Raw genomic sequence first — 25779 nt, forward strand, 5'->3', positions numbered from 1 at the left:
TTCCCCATGTGAGAGTAGGTCATCGTCAAGATTAAATTCCGAAACCCCAATTGCGAAAGCAGTTGGGGTTTTGTTTTGCCCGCAGGAAAGTATTTTTACTTAGGCAGCGAACAATTTTGCACAGTTATTTTCGAATCAGAACACTAGAATAACCCCCATCTTCTTCGGAGCCAGAGCCTTTATGTCAGATCCGGTTGACGCCCAAGGGCTGTCAGATTTACCGCTGGAAGACTTGGTGGCCTGTCATGAGTGCGACCTGCTGATGCGCAAGCCCAAGCTTGCCCATGGCGAGAAAGCACTCTGCCCGCGCTGCGGTTACGAGTTGTACGCCCATCGCCATAATGTGGTGCAGCGCAGCCTTGCCTTGGTGATCGCAGCATTATTGCTGTACATCCCGGCAAACTTTTTACCCATCATGCAACTCAATATCCTCGGACAATCTTCGCAGGATACGGTCTGGAGCGGCGTGCTCGGCTTGTTCAATACGGACATGCAGGGCGTTTCGATCGTTGTATTCCTGTGCAGTATGGCTATTCCGTTGCTGAAGTTGCTGTGCCAGTTATTCGTTTTGCTGACGATTCGATTCAACGTCGGACGCAGTTACGGCTTATTGCTCTACCGCATTTATCACCACCTCAAAGACTGGGGAATGCTCGAGGTCTACCTCATGGGCGTCCTCGTGGCGATCGTCAAACTGGCGGACATGGCGGCCATCACCGTCGGCCTCGGTCTGGCGTGTTTCATCGGTTTGTTGTTGGTTCAGGTCTGGCTGGAAGTGGTGATGTCACCGCATCAGATCTGGCAGGCGTTATCAGGAGAGGATGCCCATGCGGGCGATTGATGCGGGCATTCTGATCTGTACCGAATGCCATGAATTGAACAAACAGGATGCGGACACCGACGAGCAGACCTGCACCCGCTGCGGTGCGCTGGTTCACGCTCGTCGTCCGAACAGTCTGGCCCGAACCTGGGCCCTGCTGATCACAGCTGCGATTATCTACATCCCGGCCAATGTGTTGCCGATCATGACGGTCAGTTCGCTGGGGCAGGGCGATCCCAGCACCATCATGTCCGGTGTGATCCAGTTGGTGCAGCACGGCATGATCCCGATTGCCGCCGTGGTGTTCATCGCCAGTATTCTGGTGCCGACCTTCAAACTGGTGGGCATCGCACTGCTGCTGTTTTCGGTGCAGCGACGTCAGCCGTTGTCCGCGCGGCAGCGGATCTGGATGTACCGCTTCATCGAGTTCATCGGTCGCTGGTCGATGCTCGACATCTTTGTGATCGCCATTCTGGTGGCGGTCGTCAACTTCGGCCGACTTGCCAGTGTCGAAGCCAACCTTGGCGCCATCGCCTTCGCCAGTGTGGTGATTCTGACGATGCTTGCCGCAGTAACTTTCGATCCCCGACTGATTTGGGATAACACGGAGTCGGACGACGACCATGACTGATTTGCCTGTAGCGAAAACCCGACCGGCCTCCAACTGGTCTGCCATTTGGGTACTGCCTCTGATTGCCCTGATCATCGGTGGCTGGCTCGGCTGGCGTGCCTATAACGAAACCGGCATCGAGATTCAGGTGCGTTTCGAAAGCGGTGAAGGCATCCAGGCCAACAAGACCGAAGTGGTCTACAAGGGCATGCCGGTGGGTAAGGTGAAGACGCTCAAGCTTGATGACGAGGGCAACTCCAAAGGGGTGATTGCCACCGTCGAGATGAACAAGGACGTCGAGCAATACCTCAAGACCAGCACGCGCTTCTGGCTGGTGAAACCGAGCGTGACCCTGGCCGGCATCACCGGTCTGGAAACCCTGGTTTCAGGTAACTACGTGGCCATCAGTCCCGGTGAAGGCGAGCCGACCCGCAAGTTCAAGGCGCTGGCCGAGGAGCCGCCGCTATCGGACTCCAAGCCCGGCCTGCACCTGACGATCAAGGCCGATCGCCTCGGTTCGCTGAACCGCGGCAGTCCGGTGTTCTACAAGCAGATCAAAGTCGGTCAGATCAAAAGCTACGTGCTGTCTGAAGACCAGAGCACCGTTGAGCTCAAAGTGTTCATCGAGCCGACCTACGCCAAACTGGTGCGCAAACACACGCGTTTCTGGAATGCCAGCGGCATCAGCATCGACGCCAACCTGTCCGGGGTGAAAGTACGCAGCGAGTCTCTGGCGAGCATCGTCGCCGGCGGCATCGCCTTCGCCACACCAGAGAATCGCAAGGACAGTCCGCCCACCGATCCAAGCCTGCCGTTCCGTCTCTATGAGGACTTCGACGCCGCCGCTGCCGGTATTCGGGTCAAGGTCAAACTCAGTGACTTCGAAGGCTTGCAGGCCGGCCGTACGCCGGTGATGTACAAGGGCATTCAGGTCGGCAACATGAAAGCGTTGAAAATCGATCCGGATCTGAACAGCGCCACGGCCGAGCTGACGCTGGATCCTCTGGCCGAAGACTATCTGGTCGAAGGCACGCAGTTCTGGGTGGTCAAACCGTCGATTTCCCTGGCCGGTATCACCGGACTCGAAGCGTTGGTGAAAGGTAACTACATTGCCGTGCGTCCGGGCGACAAAGGTGCCGCGCCGAAACGCGAATTCGAGGCGCGGCCAAAAGCGCCGCCGCTGGATCTGCGTTCGCCGGGTCTGCATCTGGTGCTGTTCACCGATGTTCTCGGTTCGATCGAAGTCGGCAGTCCGATTCTGTACAAACAGGTCAAGGTCGGTTCGGTACAGAGCTATCAGTTCTCCAAGACCAAAAAGCAAATCGTCATTGGCGTGCATATCGAGAAGGAATACGAAAGCCTGGTCAACGCGTCGACACGCTTCTGGAATGTCAGCGGCATCACCCTCACCGGTGGTCTTACGGGTGGTATTCAAGTGAAGAGCGAGTCGTTGCAGACGTTGATGGCCGGCGGTATCGCTTTCGAAACGCCGCAGGCCAAAGCGCCGCTGCAAAAGCGTATTCCGCGCTTCCGTCTGTTCGCCAACCATGATGAAGCCAACCAGAAAGGCACGCTGGTGACGATCAAGGTCGACCGCGCCGATGGTTTGCGCCCGGGCACACCGATTCGTTTCAAAGGCCTGGATGTCGGCAAGATTGAAGACGTCGATCTGACCGACGATTTGCAAGCCGTGATGATTACCGCGCGGATCACCGAAGTACCGGAGCGCATTGCGCGGGTCGGCAGTCAGTTCTGGGTGGTCAAGCCGGAGTTGGGACTGATCAAGACCCAGAACCTGGAAACCCTGGTCACCGGGCAATATGTGGAAGTGCAGCCGGCGGCGAAAAATCTCGGCCCGCAGAAGAACTTCGTTGCGCTGGCCAGTCCGCCGGAAGTGAGCAAGCAGGAGGCTGGCTTGAGTCTGGTGTTGAGCGCCGCGCGCCGTGGCTCGCTGAAACCGGGCGTACCCGTGACCTACCGCGAAATCACCGTGGGCAAGGTCACCGGTTACGAACTGGGCCAGACGGCTGACCGGGTGTTGGTGCACATTTTGATCGAGCCGAAATACGCGCCGTTGGTGCGCAGCGGCAGCCGATTCTGGAACACCAGCGGCGTTGGTTTCGACATCGGCTTGTTCAATGGTCTGACAGTGCGCACGGAGTCGCTGGAGACGGCGATTCAGGGGGGGATTGCCTTCGCTACGCCGGACGGTGAGCGCATGGGCACCCCGGCACGGGCTGAGCAGACGTTCCCGTTGTTCGACAAGTTCGAGGATGAGTGGCTGACCTGGGCGCCGAAGATTTCGCTCGGTAAATAACCCGCCATTGATGTGGCGTCTGGAAGGACGCCTTCGCGGGCAAGCCCGCTCCCACAGGGTTTGTGTCGTATACAGAATGTGTATTCAACGCAAAAACCTGTGAGAGCTGGCTTGCCAGCGATGAGGTCCTCCTGATCAGCACAAACCCAAAGCCATAAAAAAGGGCCGCGATCCCAACAGATCGCGGCCCTTTTTGGTTTTCAGCTAAAGTCGATCAAACCTCATCCAGCTCCGGCTCATCGGCTTGCACACTGACGGTGGCCTTCACCACATCATGCCGGCGGATGTACTTCCAGTCCGCCTCGTCGATGTAGATCCCCGCCGGGCCGCTGCCGCCCTCCAGGTCGATGGCGACACTGGCGCAGACCTGCGGCTTCACACTCGCCAGAATCGGCACGAAGCCCAGTTGCAGGCTGGTTTCCAGCAGCGCTGCCTGGTTCTTCTCGTCGATGTCCGCCGCCTCGTCAAGGTAGTACGGCAGGCGCACGCGACCGGCCAGATCGCGATCCATCAGGTGCAGCAACAAGTACATGTTGGTCAGCGCCTTGATGGTCATGGTGGTGCCGTTGGATGCCGCGCCGTCGATGTCGGTGTGAATCACCGGTTGACCGTTGACCTTGGTGATCTCGAACGCCAGTTCGAACAAGTCCTTGAGGCCGAGCTGGTTATGGTTCGCCGCCACCAGCCGCGCCAGGTATTCCTTGGCCTCTTCGTTCTTGTTGTCCTGTTCGGCGCTCTGGCTCAGATCGAACACCGACAGGGTTTCGCCTTCTTCGTACTGACCGGCGCTGTGGATGATCTGATCGATGTGCTTGAGCGCTTCCTTGTTCGGCGCCAGGACGATGCGGAAGCTCTGCAGGTTGGACACCTGACGCTTGTTGATCTCGCGGTTGAACAGCGCCAGTTGATGCTCGAGGCTGTCGTAGTCGCTGCGGATGTTGCGCAGGGTCCGGGCGATGTCGGTGACCGCCGCACGCCGGGCCTTGCCCAGCGTCAGGGCTTCGTCGGTACGGTGCGCGTAAGCGTTGATCAGCAGCGACAGACGGCGCTCCATGTCGTCTTCGCTGTCGAACTTGGCCACGCCCTTGAGGCGCACCTGCGCGTACAGCGCTTCGATCTGTCCGTCAGCGCGCAGCAAGCCTTGCCAGCTGTCCTGATAGTCGTTGAGCAGCGGCAGCAGGTTGTCCATCGAATCGTCGACCGGATCCATAAACGGCGTACCGAACGGCAGGTCCGCCGGCAGCAGCTGACGGCGGCGCAGGGCGTCGTCGAGGGTGCGCTGCTTGGCTTCCATGTCGGCGATCTGCCGACCGACCAATTGCAGCTTGGCTGACAGTTGCTGGACGCGCTCGGTGAACGCATCGCTGGAGCGCTTGAGTTCGTCCTGCGCCGCTTCCATCTGCGCCAGTTGCTCGAGCTTGTCGCCTTCTTCGGCGCTCAGGGTCTGGGTGCGACGGAAATCTTCCAGGGCTTTCTGCGCATCCAGCACTTGCTGGTACAGCGCTTCGGTCTGGGTCTTGCTCGCGGCGCGGTCGGCGGCCACGGCTTGCTGAGTCTTGAGCTGCTTGAGTTCTTTTTCCAGACGCTCTTTCTGGTCACGCAGCGCGGCGCGGTCGGCCAGCGCTTGCAGAGCCGGCGGCTCGATGTGCGAGATGTCGATCGACAGCCCCGGCACTTCGAAACGCTCGCCCTTGAAGCCATCGAGGATCAGCTCGACCGATTTGACCCACTCGCCATCCTCGTCGAGGGTGATGCCGTGCTCGCCCAGCGGCAGGCTGAATAGCGCGCTGTTGAACAGACGCATCAGGCGCTCGACGTCCTGCTGCGAGAATTCCTCACGCAGACGCGCGTAGCTGTTGTTGTCGGCGTGATCGAGTTGCTGCTTCACCGACTTCAGGCGTTTTTCCAGATCGCGCAGACGTTCTTCCAGATCCTCGGCGCTGAACTGCCGGGACTGTGCCAGCGCACCGGCCAGTTCGTCGTGCGCGTCCTTGGCGGCGAGCAGTTGCTGCTCCAGCACCTTGACGTCATCGACCAGCGCGAAGCGGTTTTTCAGCACCGACAACTCGCCGAGCCAGCGCTGGATGCCGGAGATTTCCCGCTCCAGACGCATCAGCTCCTGCGTGCCGCCGCGCTGATCGTTTTGCAGATCATCCTGTTCGCGACGGTAGTGCTCGGCCTGGATCGTCAGCTCTTCCTTGCGCGCCGTGGCGTAGTCCGACCACGTGCCGAGCAGCGAGTCGAGCAACGGCGACAGGCGATGCAGTTTGCCGCGCAGCACGTCGCGCTGTTTCACGCCGTTGGCCAAGGCTTCGACCAGCGGGCCGGCAGCGACCAGCGAGTTGTAGTCCTGCTCCATCCGGCGCACATCGCGGAAGGCTTCTTCGCACGCGGCGATGTAGTCGACGCTGCCGGAACGCAGGCTGTGTTCGAAGGCATCGAGGAACAGTTGCTTCAACTTGGCCGCAGTGATTTCACGCATGTGCAGCAGGTTGATGAACAGCGCGCGGAAGGTCTTCAGGCTCTGCTCGCTGGTGGAGCGCAGCGGAATCAGGGTCAGATCCAGCGGGATCGAGGTGTGCCCGCCCACCAGCAAACGACGCAATTCATCAGGCTTGAGTTCGTAGGCTTTCAGGCCTTCTTTCTCAAGGTTGCTGAACAGTTCTTTTTGACGCAGGCAAGTGTCGTTCTTCTGGTAATGCGCCAGATCGAGCTTGCCGGCGTAGGCGAAGAACTGGTGACCGAAACCACCACCCGGGCCGCGACCGACCACGCCGATCACGTGCGGGCCGTGCGGTAGATTGACTTCGACGAGGATGTAGCTGGTGTCGGAAGCAAAGTAGAAGCGCCGCGATTGTTCCAGGCTGTACTTGCCGAAACTCATGTCCGACATGCGCGCCAGAATCGGGAACTGCAAGGCGTTGATCGAGGCGGATTTGCCGAGGTTGTTCGCGCCGTAAACCGATAGCGGTTCTTCCAGCGGGAACAGGCCGAGGCTGTAACCGGCGGTGTTCAAAAGGGCAAAGCGGCGGATGCCGTAGCGTTCCTGGCTCATGCGTCGGACTCCTGTTCTTCGGCAATGGCCCGGGCCAGTGCGTCTTCTTCGCTCTCTTCCTCAAATTCGCTGAGATCAAGCGGATCGTCGGTCTCGAGGAATTTGGCTTCGGCCTCTTCGTCGATCAGCACCGGTGCCGGCAGCGGCAGCACGCTGTGTACGCTAGCCGCCAGATCGCGGTCCTGCTGCACCGACAGGCACACATCGAGGAAACGGTGCATCGGCGGTAGGAAACGGTACACGCCGTTTTCTTCACCGGCGAAACCGAGCTGAGTCATGCGGCGCATGATTTTTTCTTCGAGTTCTTCGACGGTCTGCACTTCGGCCTGGATGAACAGGTCGCGGTATTTGTCCAGCAACGACGGCAGTTCTTCACGGCCGAGGCTGCCACCGTCGAGCACGGCGATCGGATCGCGGCCCTGATCGGCCAGATGCTCGACGAGAATGAAGGTGAACAGCGCCAGACGCTGAGCAGTCTTGTTCACCGCCGCAGCGGCCATGTCCGGCACGAAGTAATAGAACCCACGGGTGTCGCAGACCAGTTCGAACCCCAGCGCCTTGAACAGCGTGCGGTATTGATCCTGGAAGTTCGACAGTTGCGCGTACAGTTCCGGGTCGCGGCGGCTGACGTGATAGCCCTTGAACAGCTCGCGGAAGATCGGCGCCAGTTGGGACAGTTCGGATAGATCAAGATGCATTGGGGATGCTCGCAGAATCCTCGGCGGCGGAGTCGCGGGCCGAGAGCAGGGCGAAGGAGCGCAGGCTGACCTGGTGCTCGTGAGTGTGGTATTCGCGGCGTTCCAGACGCTCGCGCTTGAAGCGTTTTTCCCGCGACAGGCGCGAGAACCAGTAGAGCAATTCGTCGGTGGCGCCGTCCGGTTCCTGCTCCAGCAGCCAGGTCATCAGATCCGGCATTGGCAGGGACTCTTCGCAACGCTCGACCATCTCGCGCACGGTGCGCGGTGCGCGCGGGGCATCGCCGGATTTCTGGGTTTTGTGCGCCTTGGGGAACCGCGCCGGTTTCGGCTCGAAACGCGCCAGAGCGTAGACGTAAGCCTCGACCTGACTGGCGCTGCCGAGGAAGGTGCTTTGCGGCCGGGTGAACAGCGGCATCGCCGCTTGCGGCACGGCATCGATGCCTTTACGGCGAATCGCTGCCAGCGCCAGCGCGGCACCACGGGTCACGGCGTTGTGGCGGCGTGCTTCTTCACGCAGCGGCAACAGCAGTTCGCGGGCGTGACGCAGGGTCAACTGGGCGCTGGTCTGCATTTCGAGGATGCGCGCGTGGGTGCGCAGCAGCATGTCGTCGTCGACCAGATGGCCGAGGCGCTGCTGTTCGCTGAGCATCTTCAACAGCACGGTTTCAACCTTGCGCACGCCTTGTTCGAAGGCGCCGTCGGCGTTCACCAGATCGATCATCGGCTCGACGTATTCGTCCCAGGTCGCCAGGACTTCGGCGTAACGCTGACGCAACGGAATCTGCCGGTCGCTGGTCTTGGCCCGTTCGGCGACGGCCACCAGCGCCTGTTCGTCGTTGTCGAGTTTCTTCAATACGTCGCGCACGCGCATGTCGAGCAAGCGCAACTGACGGGCGAGGTCGTTGCCGTCGCGCACATCGAACGCGTCCTGAATGTAGCCGGCCAGCCGTTCGAGGTGGCGCAGATAGGCTTCGATTTCCAGGCACAGGCCCAGACGGTGCTCACGGCGCAGGTAGGCGAGGAAGTCGTGGATCTGCGCGTTCAGCTCGAAACGGTTCGGGCTTTTCGCCACGGGCACCAGAATGTCCAGGCGAATCCACACGTCGAGCAGGCTGGTGATGTCCTGCGGCGTGCTGTCCAGTTGTTGGGCGGCCAGTTGCGTGCGCAGTTCGTTGAGGCTCAGGGTGCCTTGGTCGAAGTGCTCGCACAGTGGCTCCAGAAGTGCCCAGTGTTCAGCGAGGGCGCGCAAGACGCGCTTGGGTTCGATCATCGGAATGGCCGGCTGGTTGGCGATTAAAAGCCGCGATTGTACTGCATCACGAGGGATGCGATTCACTCTCGGGACGGGCTGTCGCATTTTCTCAGGGAGCGAGCCCAGGTAAAGGCTATCGATCAACAGCAAGCGATCTTGAACGAAGGGCTGTAGAATCAGCCCACTTCAGTTATCCACAAGTGGCCGACCCTTTGCTTATCGAGTCCCGCCGCCGCGCCTATTTGAACGCCATGCAGGTGGTCAACTGGCTGCCGCGCACCGAATTGCCTTTCGCCGCCCCGTCGCGGCCCGAGCTGCTGGACATGCCCGAGCCTGAGCCAGAGGTCGTGGTGATGCCGGTTGTGCAGGCCGAAGCTCCGGTGCAGCCTGCCGCCCGTCCGGTCGAACGGCCGAAGATCGAAGTGCCACGCCCGTCGCTCGCCAGTACCCGCAATGGCGCCAAACCGGTGGAAGAGGTCGAGGAGGCGCCAGTTGTCGCCAGACCCGCGCCCGTGCCGCCACCGCGTTTTGCCCTGCAGTTGCTGCGCGCCGGGGCTTGCCTGCTGCTGGTCGAGTTACCCACAGGCGAAGCGTTCCAGAGCCGCGATCCGGCCTATCTACTGCTTAAAGACATGTTGCGCGCCGCCGGTCTGCCGGATGCGCCACAAATCGTCGGCGAGCCGGTGCGCTGGCCGTGGCTGAACCGCGGCACCATGGATCAGGGCCCGGAAGCGGCGCGCGACTTTGTTCAGGGTTTCCTCTCGGTACAGATGGAAGCGGCACCCTGCGCCTGCCTGTGGCTGATCGGCCTTCCGGCAATACGCTTTGCCGGTGAAGCGGACGCCGAAGCGTTCAATAGTGAATTGCAGATCGAAGGCCTGGGCCTGGCATGGGCCATCCCCGGTCTGGAATTGTTAATGGAAGAGCCACAGCGCAAAGCCGCTGTGTGGCAAGCCATGCGTCGGCTGATGGCGCGCTGGAAACCATCGAATGAGTGAAGCTGTATCGTTCCGCCCGATGACCGAGGCGGACCTGGACGCGGTATTGAAGATCGAATACGCGGCGTACAGCCATCCCTGGACGCGCGGGATTTTTCTCGACGGGCTGGGCAAATACCAGATCTGGCTGATGTTCGAAGGCCAGCAGCAGGTCGGCCATGGCGTGGTGCAGATCATTCTCGACGAGGCGCATCTGCTGAATATCACGGTCAAACCGGAGAATCAGGGACGGGGGCTGGGGCTGACGCTGCTCGAGCATCTGATGTCGCGGGCGTATGCGGCCTCGGCGCGGGAGTGTTTCCTGGAAGTGCGCGACAGCAATACTGCAGCCTTCCGGCTATACGAGCGGTATGGTTTCAATGAGATTGGCCGGCGTCGCGATTATTATCCGGCGGTGGGCGGGCGCGAAGACGCCGTAGTGATGGCCTGCACCCTGGTCGACTGATCTTGTTTAAAAGCTTCGCGAGCAAGCCCGCTCCCACATTGGTTTTGAGCCGAGTCTCAATTCTCTGTGGGAGCGGGCTTGCTCGCGAAGGCGTCCTTACAGGCAATACAGATCAGCGATTGCCATCCAGCGGATCACGCCGCGCCAGCTCCGCCTCATCCAGACCATTGCCGCCGCCGATGTCATCCTCATCGACAATGCTCAGATCCCAATCGGCCTGATTGCCCTCGCCAGCCTCTTCGGCATCGCGTGCGCCATCCTCGTGAATCAGTGTTTCCGGGCTCAAGTCATCGTCGGTCGGTTCATGATCAGCCGTCGATGCACCGGTAAGGCCGGCCTCGCGCACCCGTTCAGCGGGCATCAGTTGCTCGCGTTCACGTTCCGGAATCTCGTCACCGATTTTCGCGCTGGGTTCGTCTTCATCGAAATCCAGCTCATGCACCGAGCCCATGCGGTCTTCGTTGTCATCGATGGGTTCCGGTTGCACCGCATCGAACGGACGTCGTGAATCAGTCATGGCAAATCCTCATACTGTGGGCCTTACTGAGGTTGACACACCGGGCACCCGAGAATTCCAAAGAAAAACACCTGCGGTTCTTGCGTGACCCCGACGGGCGGCCGTCTGTCATACCTGCGCATCTTTCTTGAGGCCTTAACCATGCACGACTTACAAGACCTGATTGATAACAACGAGCGTTGGGCTGACGCGATCACCAAGGAAGACCCGGATTTCTTCGCCAAGCTGGCGCGCCAGCAGACCCCGGAATATCTCTGGATCGGCTGCTCCGACGCGCGGGTGCCGGCCAACGAGATCGTTGGCATGCTGCCGGGCGATCTGTTCGTACACCGCAACGTCGCCAACGTGGTGCTGCACACCGACCTCAATTGCCTGTCGGTGATCCAGTACGCGGTTGATGTGCTCAAGGTCAAACACATCCTGGTTACCGGCCACTATGGCTGCGGCGGTGTGCGCGCCTCGATGCAGGATCGCCAGTTCGGTCTGATCGATGGCTGGCTGCGCTCGATCCGCGACCTGTACTACGAAAAACGTGAAGAACTGGCCAAGCTGCCGACCGAGGAAGAGCAGGTCGATCGGCTGTGCGAACTCAACGTCGTCCAGCAAGTGGCCAACGTTGCGCACACCAGCATCATCCAGAACGCCTGGCATCGCGGCCAGAGCCTGTCGATTCACGGCTGCATCTACGGCATCAAGGACGGTCGCTGGAAAAGCCTGAACACCACCATCAGCGGTTTCGAGCAACTGCCGCCGCAATATCGTCTGCGTCCGGTCGGGGCGTTGTAATCCCGATCAGTGTGGATGCCGCCAGCGCTGCAGAAAGTGCTGGCCCTCGATCGTGGGTGGTTCATCGTAGCCGGTGATCCACCCCCGACAGCGCGGCGAGCCGCAAGTGCAGGCGAACTGTTGCAGCAAACGGTCTTCGGTGGCGGCGAAGTCGATGGTCAGGCGTTCACCCGGCTGAATGTCGCGAAGTGCCCACAGCCACAGCTCACTCATGTCCAGAAACACATTCGGATCGCAGGCGTGTTCGAGCAACCCGCAAAAGCGCGGATCGTAGAGATGGATGCCGGCCAGTAACTGACGCGTCTGTCGGCAGCGATAGGGCAACAGTTGTCCGGATACCCGACACATCCGGGTGATGCGCAAGAACGCCCGGCGCGCCACCACTGCCGCGTGACCGTGGTGGTCCTGCACGATTTCGAAATCCTCGGTGGATGGGAAACCCAGACGCACCGGCAATCCGGCAAACGGGTAGATGCCGGGTGCGTCGCGTGGAATGTTGTGTTGATGGGCCTGATTATTCATAACGGTCCCTGTCGGCAAATGCTGCGACTTCCCTGGTCTGACGTCCTGTCAGCGCTGCAACATGTTTGGATCCAATATTCCGGTGTATCCCTCAAACTGTCTACTGTCAGATCTGACAGGCGTGATTGGCTGCTCCCCGCGTCAGCATTGACTGACACGGGAAGCTTTTTCAGCGGATCAGAGGTGTGGTGCAGGAACGGCGGTGGCCGGCAATTCGCCCTGAAGCTGTTGCAACTGGGCCTTGATTGGCGTGGTCGAGCACTTGGCGGCGGCCTGTGCCGGGGTCAGGTTGCGGATCGAGGTGTAGAACAGTTCGCAGGTCTTGCCCTTTTGCGTCACTTGCCAGGTCTGCGTGCAGCTGTTGAGCAGGGCTTTCGCATCGGTGCCCGGTTTACTGCCCATCCCGGCTTGCCAGCAAGCGGCGCTCAAGTCCTGACCCATGACCTTCAAACCGGCGGCATCGGCCTTGGCCTCATCGCCGTCATAGCTGGCCGGGTCGGCGGCGTACCAGATGTAGCTCGGATGGTTCGATCCCAGCACCGGCACGCTCACCCCAGCACTAGGGCTGATGGTCGCCAGACCCAATACGGCCACGGTCGGGCCGTATTGCTGCTTGATCCAGTTACGCACCGGCGCACCGAACGCGACCATCGGCAGGGTGGTGCCGGCGCTGGTCTGGCTGAACTGCTTGACCAGCGTGGTCTGGTAATCCTTGAAGTAGTCGTAGACGCCCTCCAGATCACTACCGGCGTTGGACGGCGCGGCGATTGGCGCGATGTCGATGATGGTCTGATAGGCCGGCGTCTGCTCGGCCGGAATGCCGTTGACGGTCAGCAGCGTGGCCCAGCGGTCGGTGGTGTTCGAGCGCAGGTAATCCTGCGCCTGAGTCAGCGAATAGTCCGGCGGGAAGTGCAGCAGTTCGACGCTCTTGCGGTTTTCCAGGGCCATGCCCAGCGGCAGGAACAGATACCAGCTGTACGCCCATTTGCCATCGGCATTGAGCCTGCTGGCGCCGTTATAGGCCAGATCACCGGCATCGAGCAGCGCCGACAGCGGCTTGTCGTAACCTTTGGGCACGCCGCTGATCTCGGCGAAAATCTGCCCGTTATCGTTCTTCACCAACACCTTGGCATTGCTGTAACCATCGCGCTGCACGCTCTGGCTCAGGTAATGGGCGACGGTCTGCTCCAGGGACCAGTTGCGATAACAGATCACGCTGCAATTGTTGGGGTAGGCGAAGAGGCGGGTGACGCGCTCGGTGCTGCCCAGCTTCAGGTCGACATCGGCGTGGGCAGCCGCGCTCAGGGTGAGCGCGGCGAGGGTAAGAACTGCGGGGGTAAATCCTGCGAGTTTGAACATGCTCAGATCCTTTTCAGCGTGGGTTCCCCGGGTTCGGGGCGCTTCATATTGGATCAGCCGTGTTGCACAGAGAAGCGGTCATTCACGGATTTTTGCGTCAGCCCGCAGAACTCGGTTTCACGCCTGAAAATGCAGGGCGTTGGTCAGATCGCCCATCGGTTTCTGGCCACGGGCGATCATTGCCTCATCGCGCTGCTTGAGGCCGTCGAGGGTTTCCAGTTGGAACACTCGGGTGATCAGGCGCAGGATCGACGCCGTGTCGTAAACCGTGTGATCCACCGTGCCTTTGCGGGCGAATGGCGACACTACCAGCGCCGGCACCCGCGACCCCGGACCCCAGCGATCGCCCTTGGGTGGCGCCACATGATCCCACCAGCCGCCGTTTTCATCGACCGTCACGACCACCACCATGTTTTTCCACTGCGGACTTTCGCGCAGCACTTTCAGGGCGCGGACGATGTGCCGGTCACCGGAGGCGACGTCGGCATAACCGGCGTGCATGTTCAGGTTGCCCTGCGGTTTGTAGAAAGTTACCGCCGGCAGCTTGCCGGCCTCGGCATCGGCGAAGAACTTGTTGCTGCTCGACTCATCGCCCAGACCCGCGTCGCGCAGACGTTTGTTGCGCTCTTGCGGGTTCTCCGGGCCTTGCCGCTTGAAGTAGTTGAACGGCTGGTGGTGGTACTGGAAGTTGGGGATCTTCGGAATCCCGCCCGAGTCCTTGTACTGCTCCAGCGTCGCCTGCCAGGCGCCGGCATACCAGGCCCAGTCGACATTCTTCTTCGACAGTTTGTCGCCGATATGCTCGTGGGTCTGCGGCACCATCACATTGGGCAGATCCGGCTTGGAGTACGCCGGACGCTCCGGATCGCGAATCCACGTCGGCCAGTACGGCGGGGCGAGGGTGTTGACGCCGAAGCCGTCCGGGGTCAGCGCACTTGGGCCGAACTGCGGCGGGCCGGTCATGGCGCTGGCCGGCGATGCCTCCAGCGGCTTGAGGCGCGGGTCAGTCGGATCATCGCTTTGCAGGGCGGCGATCTGGGATTTGGCCACCGAATTGGCCGCGTCCGGATAGAACGGCGCGGTGGCGCTGATCAGGTATTGGTGGTTGAGGAACGAGCCGCCGAAGGCACCCTGGAAGAAGTTGTCGCACAGCACGAATTCCTGCGCCACATCCCACAAGCGTAGCGAGTAGCGGCTCTGGGCGTAGTGCCCCATGGTCAAACCACCGGAGTCGGCCCAGGCGACGAAGCCGTCGTTCTTGCCGCCATTGATCTGCATCTGGTTCTGATAGAACACGTGCCACAAATCGCGGGTCACCAGACCGAACGGCAAGTCTTCGGCATTCGGGCCCTTGAGGGCGAAAGGCGCGTTGGGCAGGTTTTCCTGAAACTGCGTGGCGCTGGGGTAGGTCACGCCATCAAGCGTTTGCGGGCCGATCTGCAACACGCCACCCCAGACGGGCGGCAGCGTCTGCAACAGGCTGCCGTCGCGGTCACGTTGCTGGTAATCGGCATGCTTGAGCGCCGACAGCGGCTTTTCGACACCGGGGAAATCACCGAACAGGTTGTTGAAGCTACGGTTCTCGGCGTAGATCACCACCACGGTTTTCACCTGATCGCGCAGGGCCTTGTCCAGCTCGGTCGGGGTCAGCGGGCGCTCGACTGGTTTACCCGGTTGATCACTGGCGTTGCCGCAGCCGGCCAGGGTCGCGCCCACGCCGAGGACGGCGACACCGCCGAGAAAGCGGCGGCGACTGGTGTCGGTGGGGTTGTCGGATTCAGGTGCGTCAGTGCCGTCTGTCTCGTCTTTCATCTGTCAGCCCGTTCTGCTTAATTGTTTCAGTTTGTTTCGGGCGGACGCTAGCAAGGCAATGTGACAGTTGGGTGACACTTTCAGGTGCAGCAAAACAAATGTGGGAGCGACCAGGTCGGCTCCCACAACGATTCACTCGATTACAACCGGCGCAACGCAAGCCCGCTGCTGTTCTAGCCGGGCATCAGCGAGTGCAAGGAATAGCCGAGCCTGCTGGCCGCCGTTATCGCGGTCATCACCACCAGAAACAGCAGTTGCAGCGGACTGAAGTGCGCCCAGTGCAGCGCGGTCAGCCAGGGGTGGTTATTGCTCAGTTGCGGGTCGAGCGAGCCGATTCGTCGTTTGTGCACCAGTCCGATCAGGATCACGCCCACGTAAGTGAGCGCGCCCAGTGGCCCGAGCAGCAGCGAAAACAGCAGCACCATGACCACCTGCGGTAGCCCGTGGCGTATTACCAGCCAGCGGGTGTCAGGGTTCCATCGGCGCGGAATCAGCCATTCGGTGAGCCAAAGATCCGCAACGACCACGTGAGACGTCAGCACCACCCACCAACTCAGCGCAAAACGAAAAAACCACACCGGCACACACGCTAACCCCAGCGGAATGAAGGCCAGGGTTGCCGCATCTTTTTGTGGCGAAGCCAGATAGAACAGGAACAGCGCCAAGGCAATGGCCGTCCAGACCCGCACCCAGGTTTCGTCGGCGATGGGCCGTGGCAAAAACCGCCGCCAGTAAAAAACGTCGGCGTAGGGCAGCCGTGCGAGCAGCTCCGGGAAGCGCCATTTGAGCTTTTCCGACAGATCGTGGCAGGCCTGCCATTCATTCTGACCAAAGCCGTCGATGATCTTCTTCTGCTGCATCGGTTTGAGCGGGTTGATCAACAGATGCGCTGCCTGCACATCCGCTGCCCACGTACGATCGCTTTCAGCCTTGGCCCGCAGGTTGTCGTAGAAACTTTCCTGATCGCAGCGTTCGATCAACCTCTCCCAGAGCCAGTCCGGTTGCGGGTGCAGACCTTTGGTGTGATCCCAGCCGAACAATTGGCCGATACGGTCGAACAGCGGCACGCTCCACTCATGGTCGTTAAGCAGATGCAGCAGATTTTGTTGCCATTGCTCGCGCCGATCGAATACCTGGAGCCACGGCTGGCCGCTGTAGTGTTTGAGCAAGTTGAGGAATTCGCGCTCGCTCTGGCTTTCGAGCAGCGCCTGCAAGGCGTTTCGATAGTCGGACATCAGGCTCTCGGCGAGCATGTCGCGCTGGCGATCATTCATCAGCACTTCTTGCCAGGGGCCCAACCATCCCAACTGCTCGACGGCCCAGTGCAGTACCGGTCCGCGCAGTTGTGGATGCTCAAAACATAATTGCAGCAACAGCCTTTCGAATGCCTTGGCGCAGCCTTGTTGTTGCGCCTGCTCCCAGCGCTCGCCGAGGTTGTCTGGCGACAGATCTTCAAGCAATCGCCATGCGGCCTGCGCTTCAAGACCCTGCGCGTCCGCCGCCAGCGGCTCGACACGCAGGGCGTCGTCCTTCGATGGCGGCACAAACGGCTCCGGGGCTGCCGGACTGACGGGCGAAACCTCCAGAGCGGCGAAATCCCACACTTGGTTTTTCGCCTGGCTGGAGCTGTTGGCCAGGGCATTATCGAGCGCCAGCGCAGCAAAGGCGCTGGACGCCGTGGCGACAGCGACGTCGGCGTCCTGCTCGTCTTCCTGTTCGGCGTTTTCCAGGCGCCATTGGGCAATCGCCAGCGCGCGTTCGTAGGCTTCGCGCAAGCGCTGGAAGCCTTCGGGATCTTCATCGGGCCTGAAGGTTTTCAGCAGGCGTGCATAGCTGCGCTTGATATCGCGGACGTCAGCGTCATCGGGCAAATGCAGGAAGGACCAGCAATCCATGTCAGCGCTCCCTTATTGCCACGGCGTGCGATCAAGTTCGCTCAGGTGCCTGCTCAGCTCGGTGCGCACTTCACGAATCTGGCGCTCGTCCTGCGAGTCGAGCGCGATCTGGAATTGCTTGGCCCAATGGCCAATCTGATCGCGCAGGTCGCCCAGGCTTTCCTGGTAGAGCCGTTCGAGACGAGCACTGAGCAGCGTGTTGACCTGTTGCTCGCGCGGGTGAATCTTGAGCTGAGCGAGGTTCTGCAAGCGTTGCTGAATCTCTTCAGGCGTGAGCACGCCGGGGTTGTTTTCGATGACCAGCGAATGTTGTTGCCCGGTCAGCGGAATATTCACCTGGGCCTCCAGCAGGCCGTTGTTGTCATAGGTGAAACGGACATCGAGGGACACTTCGCCGGCCTTGCGTTTCGGCACCTTGATCGCCAGTTCGCCAAGCGCGACGTTGTCTTTGACCAGACGGCTTTCGCCCTGGAAGATCCGCACGACCACCTGCTCCTGATTGTCCTGCAAGGTGTACACGGTCTTGACCCGGCTGACCGGGACGATGCTGTTGCGCTCGATGATGGGCAGGTAGTGACCGGCCTCATAATTGCGGCCAATCTGAGTCGAAGTTTCGATGCCCAGCGTGTAGGAGCAGACGTCGGTCAGCACCACTTCTTCAAGTGCGGCCGAGCGGGCCTTGAGTGCTGCCTGAATGGCTGCGCCTTGCGCCACCACCTGATCCGGATCGAGGGTGATCGACGGAAAGCGGCCGAACAACCCGGCGGCAAGTTTGCGCACCAACGGCATCCGGGTAGTACCGCCGACCAGCAGAATCTCATCAAGGTCGCTGACCCGGATGCGTGCGTCGCGCAGAGCCCGTTCGATCGGCGCGCGCAGGCGCTCGAGCAGTGGCATGTAAAGCGTCGCCAATTCTTGCTGGGTGATGGTGTGGGTCCAGTGGCGGTCACCCAGTTGCAGCCGGAACTCGGCGCTGCTGTCTTGGCCGAGGGCCTTGCGCACACGCTCAGCCTCGCGGCGCAGGGGCTGGATGACGCTGTTGCGGTCAGGGAAGTCGGCGACCGAGCGGTGCTGGTCGATAAAGTGTTCCAGCAGCACGCTGTCGAAGTCTTCACCACCGAGGAAGTTGTCGCCGGCGCTGGCGCGGACCTCCATGACCCCTTCGAACAACTCCAGAATCGACACGTCGAACGTGCCGCCCCCGAGGTCGAACACCAGGAACGAGGTTTCCTTGTCGCGTTGGTGCAGCCCATAAGCGAGGGCGGCGGCAGTCGGTTCGTTGATCAGCTTCTCGACTTTCAGCCCGGCCAGCTCGCCGGCGATCCGCGTGGCTTTGCGCTGGGCGTCGCTGAAGTAGGCCGGGACGCTGATCACCGCTTCAGTGACGGTTTCGCCATAAGCCCGTTCGACGTCTTCTTTCAGACTTTTGAGCACCAGCGCGGACAGCTCTTCCGGACGAAACGCCTTGTCCGCCAGATAGACTTCCGTGGCGCTGCCCATGTGACGCTTGAACAGCGACGCCGTCAGGCGCGGATGGGTGTGCAGACGCTCGCGCGCAGCCTGGCCGACCAGAATCCGGCCCTGATCATCCAGCCCCACCACGCTCGGTGTCAGGAACTGACCGAGGGCATTGGGCACCAATTCGGAGGATTCGCCACGCCAGACGGCGACGAGGCTGTTGGTGGTTCCCAGGTCAATCCCTACGATCATTGCAACAACTCCCTTGGCGCTTGGCAAAAAAATGAAACATATTTTCGGCGCGCAAGGATATTACCGAGGCGGTAATGCGGTAAAGGACGATGATGGCGCTGAGCCATTATTTGCGACAGAAAGCCATGTCGGCCTCAACACGGCGCTGTCAGGAAGGGAAAGGCGGGGCGTCGGCCGATTGACCGCGCCCCGCACTGACTCAAGGAATGACCGGCGGCGTATACGCCAATGTCGTGCCCAGCACCCACAGCAAGAACAGCACCAGCGGCGTGTGCACCAGCAATTGCACGAACGAGAAGCCGATCAGGTCGCGCGCCTTCAGGCCGAGCACGCCCAGCAGCGGCAACATATAGAACGGGTTGATCAGGTTCGGCAGGGCTTCGGCGGCGTTGTAGATCTGTACCGCCCAGCCGAGGTGGTATTGCAGATCGTTGGCGACTTGCATCACGTACGGCGCTTCGATGATCCACTTGCCGCCGCCGGACGGGATGAAGAAGCCGAGAATCGCCGAGTACACGCCCATCAGCAACGCGTAAGTGTCGTGGGAGGCGATGCTGACGAAGAAGGTCGAGATGTGATGCGCCAGCGTCTGCGCATCGGCGCCTTTGACCGTGGTCAGCAGCGCGGCGATCGAGCCGTACAACGGGAACTGGATCAGCACGCCAGTGGTGGTCGGCACCGCCCGGGCCACTGCATCGAGGAAGCTGCGTGGGCGCCAGTGCAGCAGGGCGCCGAGCATGATGAACAGGAAGTTATAGGTGTTGAGCCCGGAAATCGCGGTGATCGCCGGTTTGCTCGAGAACTCGTGGAACAGCCAACCGGCGGCCAGCAGCACCAGCAAGATGATCAGCAGCGGACTGTGTTCCAGCCATTCGCCGGGTCGGGTGCGTGGTTGCAGCGGTGGCAGGTTGAACGCCGGGTCGATGCCGCAATCCTTGGCATCGCGTGCAGAGTTTGGGCCGGGTGCGGTGGCGTAGGCGACGATGATCGAAATCACGATCAGCGCCAGCAGCATGGCGCCGGACTGCCAGAGGAAGATGGTTTGGGTGAACGGAATCACCCCGGTGATCGACAGGATCGCCGGCGGCAGGCTGGCCGGGTTGGCCTGCAACTGCGCCGCCGATGAGGACAGGCCCAGCGCCCAGACCGCGCCCAAGCCCAGATACGCCGCCGCACCGGCCGCGCGGTAATCCATTTTCAGATCGGTGCGACGGGCGAGGGCGCGCACCAGCAAACCGCCGAACACCAGCGACAGGCCCCAGTTCAGCAGCGAGGCGACCATCGAGATCAGCGCGACCCAGGCCACGGCAGAGCGGCCGTTTTTCGGGATGCGCGCCAGTTTGTCGATCAGTTTGACCGCTGGCGGCGAACTGGCGACGACGTAGCCGCCAATCACCACGAAAGCCATTTGCATGGTGAACGGGATCAGGCTCCAGAACCCGTCGCCAAAGGCCATCGCGGCATCGGTGGGTTTGGCGCCCATGGCCAAAGTGGCCAGCGCGACAATGATCACCGCCAGTGCGGCGAACACCCAGGAGTCGGGGAACCAGCGTTCGGCAAAGCTTGAACAGCGCAAGGCAAAGCGCGCAGAGCGGCTATCTTCGATATCAACGGCCACAGGGAGTACCTCGGATTTTTATGGTTATTGTGGGTCTGCAGCACGCTGAGTGCTTTGGGTGGGAGCGGGCTTGCTCGCGAATGCGGTGTGTCAGTCGACGCTGATTTGGCTGACACAGCGCATTCGCGAGCAAGCCCGCTCCCACAGGTTTTCACCAGGTGCGGCTGGAGACTGGTCTAAACAGTAAATCAAGCCTGGCTGTTTTGTGAGCTGGTTTTGCGAAACCGGGACTATGGTCTAACGGGTTGTCCCCAGGCAGATTTGCGTAGACCATGGGCGCCTTGGTTTTTTGCCTGCCAGAGTTCTTTGCCATGACTGCCCAATCCACAGCGCGACCGGCGCCGTTCAGCCGTTCCGACTACAAGACCCTCGGCCTTGCGGCCCTCGGCGGGGCGCTGGAGATCTACGATTTCATCATTTTCGTGTTCTTCGCCCTGACCCTCAGCCAGTTGTTCTTCCCGCCGGAAATGCCCGAGTGGCTGCGTCTGCTGCAAAGCTTCGGGATCTTTGTCACCGGTTATCTGGCGCGCCCGCTGGGCGGAATTCTGATGGCGCATTTCGCCGATCGTCTGGGCCGGAAAAAGGTTTTCAGTCTGAGCATCCTGATGATGGCGCTGCCGTGCCTGCTGATCGGGATCATGCCGACTTATGCCCAGATCGGCTATTTCGCGCCGCTGCTGTTGCTGGCGCTGCGCATCCTGCAAGGCGCGGCGGTCGGCGGCGAAGTGCCGAGCGCCTGGGTGTTCGTCGCCGAGCACGCGCCTGCCGGGCATCGCGGTTACGCGCTGGGCTTTTTGCAGGCCGGGTTGACCTTTGGTTACTTGATTGGCGCGCTGACCGCGACTTTCCTTGCACAAGTGTTCACCCCGGCGGAAATCCTTGATTACGCTTGGCGTTATCCATTCCTGCTCGGTGGTGTGTTCGGCGTGATCGGTGTCTACCTGCGCCGCTGGTTGAGCGAAACCCCGGTGTTCATGGCCATGGAAGCCCAGCGTGAAGCGCGGGTCGAACTGCCGTTGCGCACGGTGCTGCGCGAACATCGTCTGGCGATGTTGCCGGCGATGCTGCTGACCTGTGTGCTGACGTCGGCGGTGGTGGTGTTCGTGGTCATCACCCCGACCATGATGCAGAAAACCTTCGGCATGACCGCCAGCCACACCTTCGCCCTGAGCGCGTTGGGCATCGTCTTTCTCAACATCGGTTGTGTGATTGCCGGATTGCTGGTCGATCGCATCGGTGCCTGGCGCACGGTCATGCTTTATAGCCTGCTGCTGCCGTTGGGCATTGGTGTGCTTTATAGCTGTCTGATCATGGGCGGCAATTGGGTCGGGCTGGCGTATGCCGTCGCCGGCCTGGGCTGCGGTGTGGTCGGCGCGGTGCCATCGGTGATGGTCGGACTGTTTCCGGCGCGGATTCGCGTGTCGGGCATCTCCTTCACCTACAACATTGCCTACGCCGCGTGGGCGAGCATCACACCGCTGTTGCTGATCGGTCTGATGCCTTGGAGTCCGTGGATCTGCGTAATGTTCTGTGCGGTGATGGGCGCAGTCGGCATTGTCAGCGCGGCGTATTTCGGTTCGCGCATGAGCAGTGTCGGGCGCCAAGCCGTGGCGCCCTGTTCCTGACGAGTGTCAGGTCAACCAGTGCCACCACAATAACGTCCCCACCAGTCCCACCACCGAGACAATGGTTTGCAGAATCGACCAGACCCAGATCGTCTGTTTGAGTTGCAAGCCAAAGTACTCGCGAACCATCCAGAAGCCGGCGTCATTCACGTGGCAGAAGAACACGGAGCCGGCGCCAATCGCCAGCGCCACCAGTGAGCTTTGCGTCGCGGCGAGCCCCGCCATCATCGGCGCCAGAATCCCCGCCGTCGTGGTCGTGGCGACCGTCGCCGAACCCGTAGCCTGACGCAACGCCACGGCAATCAGCCAGGCCAGCAGCAGGTAGGGCATGTGCGCACCCTCGGCGACTTTGCTGATGGTCTGGCTGACGCCGGCGTCCAGCAAGGTCTGCTTCAAGCCGCCGCCGGCACCGATGGTCAGCAGCAACACGGCAATCGGCGCCAGGCTTTTGCGCAGCGTGCCGCCGACTTGATCGCGTGGCATGCCGTTGGCCCAACCGAGGCAGATCACTGCCGCCATCACCGCAATGCCCAGCGCCACCAACGGTTCGCCGAGGAACTTCAGGGTCAGGGCGACGCTGCTTTCCGGACTCATCGCGACTTTCGCCAGGGTGCTGCCGAGCATCAGCAGCACCGGCAACAGAATGATCAGCAGCGACATGCCGAAACTCGGCTGGCGCGGCGCTTTCGGCGGGGCGCTGAACAGTGCGCCGAGCTCTGCCGGCTCATCGACGTGCATGCGTTTCGACAGCCAGTTGCCGTAGATCGGCCCCGCCAGGATCACGGCCGGAATCGCGATGCTGAAACCCAGCAACATGGTCAGCCCAAGGTCGGCATGCAACGCACTGACCGCGATCAGCGGCCCGGGATGCGGCGGCATCAGGGCATGCAGGGTGGTCATCCCGGCCAGCGCCGGAATGGCGATTTTCAACAATGGCTGACCCGAGCGGCGGGCCATGACGAAGATGATCGGCACCATCATCACCAGCCCCACTTCGAAGAACAGCGGCAGGCCGATCACCATCGCCACCAACGCCATGACCCACGGCAGGTACTTGCCTTTGCCCAGCCCGAGCAGCGTCGAGGCGATACGGTCGGCAGCGCCGGACTCGGCCATCAGTGCGCCAAGCATCGAACCCAGGGCAATGATGATCCCCGCTTCTCCGAGAATCGCCCCGGCGCCTTTGCTGAACGCCTTCGCTACATCCTCTGGCGGCAGACCGGCGCCGACACCGGCAATAAAAGTGCCGATCAGGATCGAGAGAAAAGGTGGAAGTTTGGTGGCGCTGATCAACACGATAATCGTCGCAATCGCCAGCAGGCAGCAAAGAATCAGGCGGGTGTCATGCATCATCCAGGCAGCGGTCGATAAATCCAAAACGGCACTCCTTATCGGGCGGTTACCTGCAACATGTTGTTGCAATTTGACCTGAGAATACCTGAAGTGGCCGGGCCAGAGCGGCGGCTTTTGTAACGGCTCAGTGGAGTGATCGATAGGAGTAAAAGCCCGGCGGGATTATTTTTGACTGACCGGTCTCGAACGCTCTTCAGAAAAGTTTTCCAAGGCCGATGGTTAAGCTGCATCCCGCTTTCTACCCTGCCTATCGGTATTTCCCCATGTTCAACAAACGCCTCAAGCAAGAGCTGGCTACGCTTCGTGAAGAACTCTCCAGCCTGCTGCAGGTGAAGGAAAGCCTGGAAAGCGAGATGCTGGTGCTGACTCTGGAACCTGATGGCCGGATTCAGTCGGTCAATCAGAACTTCCTTGGCGAGATGCTCTACAAGAGCCAGGATCTGGTGGGGCGCGCCATTGAAGATATCGTTCCGGCGCACGTGAAGGCCGACGACTTTCATCACCGTTTCAAGGCCGCACTCACCCGTGGCGAGCATTTCGCCGGAGCCGTGCGCCTGTTGCGTGGTAATGGCGAAGAGGCGTGGCTGCGCTCCATCGTGCAGCCGGTGCGCTCTTCGGACGGGCGGATCAAGCATTTCTCGATCTTCTCCAGCGACCTGACCCGCACCATTGAAGCCTCCCGCGAACACGAAAACCTGATCGGCGCGCTTGTGCGTTCGACGGCTGTGATCGAGTTCGACCTCAATGGCAACGTGCTCAATGCCAACGAGCGCTTTCTGCATGGCATGGGTTACAGCCTGGCGCAGATCAAAGGCAAACATCACCGGATGTTCTGTACGCCCGAGGAGTACAACAGCGCCGAGTACCAGAATTTCTGGCGTCGCCTGAACAACGGCGAGTTTGTCGCCAACCGCTTCAAGCGGGTCGACAGCCATGGTCGTACGGTGTGGCTGGAGGCGTCCTACAACCCGGTGGTCGATGCCAACAACAAACTGTACAAAGTGGTGAAATTCGCCACGGTGATCACCGATCAGGTCAATCGCGAACAAGCGGTAGCCGACGCGGCCAGCATTGCCTACAGCACTTCGCAGCAAACCGACAGCACCGCTCAACGTGGCACTACGGTGGTCACCGAGGCAGTGAATGTGATGCGTGATCTGTCGCGCCACATGCAGGCGGCCGGTGAGGGCATCGAGGCACTGAACGAGCAGTCGCAGGTGATCGGTACCATCGTCAAAACCATCAGCGGCATTGCCGAACAGACCAACCTGCTGGCGCTCAACGCCGCCATCGAAGCGGCTCGTGCCGGCGAACAGGGCCGGGGCTTTGCGGTGGTTGCCGACGAAGTGCGGCAACTGGCCTCGCGCACGAGTCAGGCGACCGAAGAGATCGTCACTGTGGTGCGGCAGAACCAGGAAATGGCGCGCAACGCCGTGGCCCTGATGACCGATGGCAAGCTGCAGGCTGAACAAGGGTTGGCGCTAGCGGCGGAGGCGGGCACGGTGATCGTCGAGATCCAGGACGGCGCGCAGAAAGTGGTGGATGCGGTCGGCCAGTTTGCCAATCAACTGTCTAACTGACCTGTACTAAACCCTGTAGGAGTGAGCCTGCTCGCGATCGCAATAGATCAATCAACATGGATGTTGAATGTCAGACAGTTATCGCGAGCAGGCTCACTCCTACAGGTGCAGGTGGCGCTACAATCTGTTCCTTTTTCCCCGGAGCAGATCCCCATGAGTGCTTCCCACCGCCGCCCGGTGCCCTTGAACAAAGCCTATCGTCTGCTCAATCACGGGCCGACCGTGCTGGTCAGCGCTGCCCATGACGGCCAGCGCAACATCATGGCCGCCGCGTGGGCGATGCCGCTGGATTTCGAACCGCCGAAAGTTGCGGTCGTCCTCGACAAGTCCACCTGGACCCGCCAGTTGCTCGAAGCCTCCGGCACTTTTGTGCTCAACGTGCCGTGCGTCAATCAGGCTGACATCGTGCAAACCGTCGGCAATACCTCGGGTCTGGAAATCCAGCAGAATCAGGGGCAGGACAAGTTTCAGGCTTATGGCCTGCAAACCTTCGCCGGTGAAACCGTCGAGGCGCCTCTGTTCGAAGGCTGCGTGGCCTGGCTCGAATGCCGCTTGCTGCCCGAACCGCGCAACCATGAGCAGTACGACCTGTTCCTCGCCGAAGTCATCGCCGCTCAGGCGGATGAACGGGTGTTCAGCGACGGGCGCTGGCATTTCGACGGGCATGATGGCTTGCGCACGCTGCACCACGTGGCCGGCGGGCATTTCCTGACGATTGGCGATGCGGTGGACGGTAAAACCCTGCCGCTGTGACCTGCATCTGATGGAAAACGCGCGCCGGATGTAGCAAGGTGTGGGGCATTGTCG

19 protein-coding genes and 2 pseudogenes are annotated in these 25779 nt (G+C 60.9%); 10 read left to right on the forward strand and 11 right to left on the reverse strand.

Features of this window, described 5'->3' with window-relative positions:
- The first annotated feature begins 181 nt into the window (after window positions 1-181).
- Genes J1G18_RS19515 through J1G18_RS19525 form a run of 3 tightly spaced genes read left to right on the forward strand, consistent with a single transcriptional unit; the run spans window position 182 to window position 3747 of the window.
- The gene (locus J1G18_RS19515; RefSeq protein WP_027612261.1) at window positions 182-841 is read left to right on the forward strand and encodes a paraquat-inducible protein A; all 660 of its coding nucleotides are present in this window, start codon (window positions 182-184) and stop codon (window positions 839-841) included.
- On the forward strand, window positions 828-1451 hold the full coding sequence (locus tag J1G18_RS19520; protein WP_007961513.1) for a paraquat-inducible protein A: 624 nt from the start codon (window positions 828-830) through the stop codon (window positions 1449-1451). The genes J1G18_RS19515 and J1G18_RS19520 overlap by 14 nt, the downstream gene beginning before the upstream one ends.
- Window positions 1444-3747, forward strand: coding sequence for a PqiB family protein (locus J1G18_RS19525; protein WP_098965612.1), 2304 nt, complete (start codon window positions 1444-1446; stop codon window positions 3745-3747). The genes J1G18_RS19520 and J1G18_RS19525 overlap by 8 nt, the downstream gene beginning before the upstream one ends.
- Before the next feature lie 214 nt (window positions 3748-3961).
- Here the strand turns inward: J1G18_RS19525 and mksF are convergent, their stop codons facing one another.
- From mksF to mksB, 3 genes are read right to left on the reverse strand one after another with little or no spacing between them, the layout of a single operon-like run.
- On the reverse strand, window positions 3962-6802 hold the full coding sequence (mksF, locus tag J1G18_RS19530) for an Mks condensin complex protein MksF (RefSeq protein ID WP_134787332.1): 2841 nt from the start codon (window positions 6800-6802) through the stop codon (window positions 3962-3964).
- Window positions 6799-7500: an Mks condensin complex protein MksE gene (gene mksE, locus J1G18_RS19535; protein ID WP_016773189.1), complete on the reverse strand. Its 702-nt coding sequence runs from the start codon at window positions 7498-7500 to the stop codon at window positions 6799-6801. Before mksE ends, mksF begins: the two co-directional genes overlap by 4 nt.
- The gene (gene mksB / locus J1G18_RS19540; RefSeq protein ID WP_003228202.1) at window positions 7490-8770 is read right to left on the reverse strand and encodes an Mks condensin complex protein MksB; all 1281 of its coding nucleotides are present in this window, start codon (window positions 8768-8770) and stop codon (window positions 7490-7492) included. The genes mksE and mksB overlap by 11 nt, the downstream gene beginning before the upstream one ends.
- 233 nt (window positions 8771-9003) lie before the next feature.
- Between mksB and J1G18_RS19545 the strand changes: the two genes are divergently transcribed.
- Both J1G18_RS19545 and rimI read left to right on the forward strand, forming a co-directional pair.
- A complete protein-coding gene (locus tag J1G18_RS19545) occupies window positions 9004-9750 on the forward strand; it encodes an energy transducer TonB (RefSeq protein ID WP_223008323.1) in 747 nt (248 codons plus the stop codon).
- Window positions 9743-10195 carry a ribosomal protein S18-alanine N-acetyltransferase gene (gene rimI / locus J1G18_RS19550; protein WP_064589192.1) on the forward strand — a complete coding sequence of 151 codons (453 nt, stop codon included), beginning with the start codon at window positions 9743-9745 and terminating at the stop codon, window positions 10193-10195. The genes J1G18_RS19545 and rimI overlap by 8 nt, the downstream gene beginning before the upstream one ends.
- Window positions 10196-10307: 112 nt before the next feature.
- Here the strand turns inward: rimI and J1G18_RS19555 are convergent, their stop codons facing one another.
- Window positions 10308-10712 (reverse strand): hypothetical protein, encoded by a 405-nt coding sequence (locus tag J1G18_RS19555; RefSeq protein WP_027612254.1) that lies wholly within the window; start codon window positions 10710-10712, stop codon window positions 10308-10310.
- A 141-nt stretch (window positions 10713-10853) separates the two neighbouring features.
- On the opposite strand from J1G18_RS19555, the gene can reads away from it, so the two are divergent.
- Complete coding sequence (can, locus tag J1G18_RS19560) at window positions 10854-11498, forward strand: carbonate dehydratase (RefSeq protein ID WP_003228196.1); 645 nt, start codon at window positions 10854-10856, stop codon at window positions 11496-11498.
- A gap of 6 nt (window positions 11499-11504) precedes the next feature.
- Here can and J1G18_RS19565 read toward each other — a convergent pair whose 3' ends face one another.
- The 6 genes from J1G18_RS19565 to J1G18_RS19590 all read right to left on the reverse strand — a co-directional run bounded on the left by J1G18_RS19565 (window position 11505) and on the right by J1G18_RS19590 (window position 20414).
- Complete coding sequence (locus tag J1G18_RS19565; RefSeq protein WP_139054150.1) at window positions 11505-12020, reverse strand: SET domain-containing protein-lysine N-methyltransferase; 516 nt, start codon at window positions 12018-12020, stop codon at window positions 11505-11507.
- Between the two features lie 177 nt (window positions 12021-12197).
- Window positions 12198-13379, reverse strand: coding sequence for a hypothetical protein (locus J1G18_RS19570; RefSeq protein ID WP_223008300.1), 1182 nt, complete (start codon window positions 13377-13379; stop codon window positions 12198-12200).
- Window positions 13380-13496: 117 nt separating this feature from the next.
- Window positions 13497-15191, reverse strand: coding sequence for an acid phosphatase (acpA, locus tag J1G18_RS19575; protein WP_223008301.1), 1695 nt, complete (start codon window positions 15189-15191; stop codon window positions 13497-13499).
- A gap of 173 nt (window positions 15192-15364) precedes the next feature.
- Window positions 15365-17086, reverse strand: coding sequence for a J domain-containing protein (locus J1G18_RS19580; RefSeq protein ID WP_223008302.1), 1722 nt, complete (start codon window positions 17084-17086; stop codon window positions 15365-15367).
- 12 nt (window positions 17087-17098) lie between these two features.
- Entirely contained in the window at window positions 17099-18796 is a 1698-nt protein-coding gene (locus tag J1G18_RS19585) for a molecular chaperone HscC (RefSeq protein WP_003228190.1), read from the reverse strand.
- Window positions 18797-18995: 199 nt separating this feature from the next.
- The gene (locus J1G18_RS19590) at window positions 18996-20414 is read right to left on the reverse strand and encodes a short-chain fatty acid transporter (RefSeq protein WP_003228189.1); all 1419 of its coding nucleotides are present in this window, start codon (window positions 20412-20414) and stop codon (window positions 18996-18998) included.
- 311 nt (window positions 20415-20725) lie between these two features.
- Here J1G18_RS19590 and J1G18_RS19595 point away from each other — a divergent pair, with 311 nt between their 5' ends.
- Entirely contained in the window at window positions 20726-22039 is a 1314-nt protein-coding gene (locus tag J1G18_RS19595) for an MFS transporter (protein WP_098968455.1), read from the forward strand.
- A 6-nt stretch (window positions 22040-22045) separates the two neighbouring features.
- On the opposite strand, the gene J1G18_RS19600 is transcribed toward J1G18_RS19595, so the two are convergent.
- Window positions 22046-23416 carry a gluconate:H+ symporter gene (locus J1G18_RS19600; RefSeq protein ID WP_098965602.1) on the reverse strand — a complete coding sequence of 457 codons (1371 nt, stop codon included), beginning with the start codon at window positions 23414-23416 and terminating at the stop codon, window positions 22046-22048.
- Window positions 23417-23745: 329 nt separating this feature from the next.
- Between J1G18_RS19600 and J1G18_RS28490 the strand changes: the two are divergent.
- The 3 genes and pseudogenes from J1G18_RS28490 to J1G18_RS19610 all read left to right on the forward strand — a co-directional run.
- Window positions 23746-24432 (forward strand): annotated as a pseudogene (locus J1G18_RS28490) (PAS domain-containing protein); the annotation flags it as partial.
- A 102-nt stretch (window positions 24433-24534) separates the two neighbouring features.
- Window positions 24535-24972, forward strand: a pseudogene (locus J1G18_RS28495) (methyl-accepting chemotaxis protein); the annotation flags it as partial.
- A gap of 153 nt (window positions 24973-25125) precedes the next feature.
- Entirely contained in the window at window positions 25126-25725 is a 600-nt protein-coding gene (locus J1G18_RS19610) for a flavin reductase family protein (protein ID WP_134787327.1), read from the forward strand.
- The last annotated feature ends 54 nt before the right edge of the window (window positions 25726-25779 follow it).

Origin of the sequence: Pseudomonas sp. MIS38 (genome assembly GCF_019891575.1) — a bacterium.
GTDB lineage: Bacteria > Pseudomonadota > Gammaproteobacteria > Pseudomonadales > Pseudomonadaceae > Aquipseudomonas > Aquipseudomonas putida_A.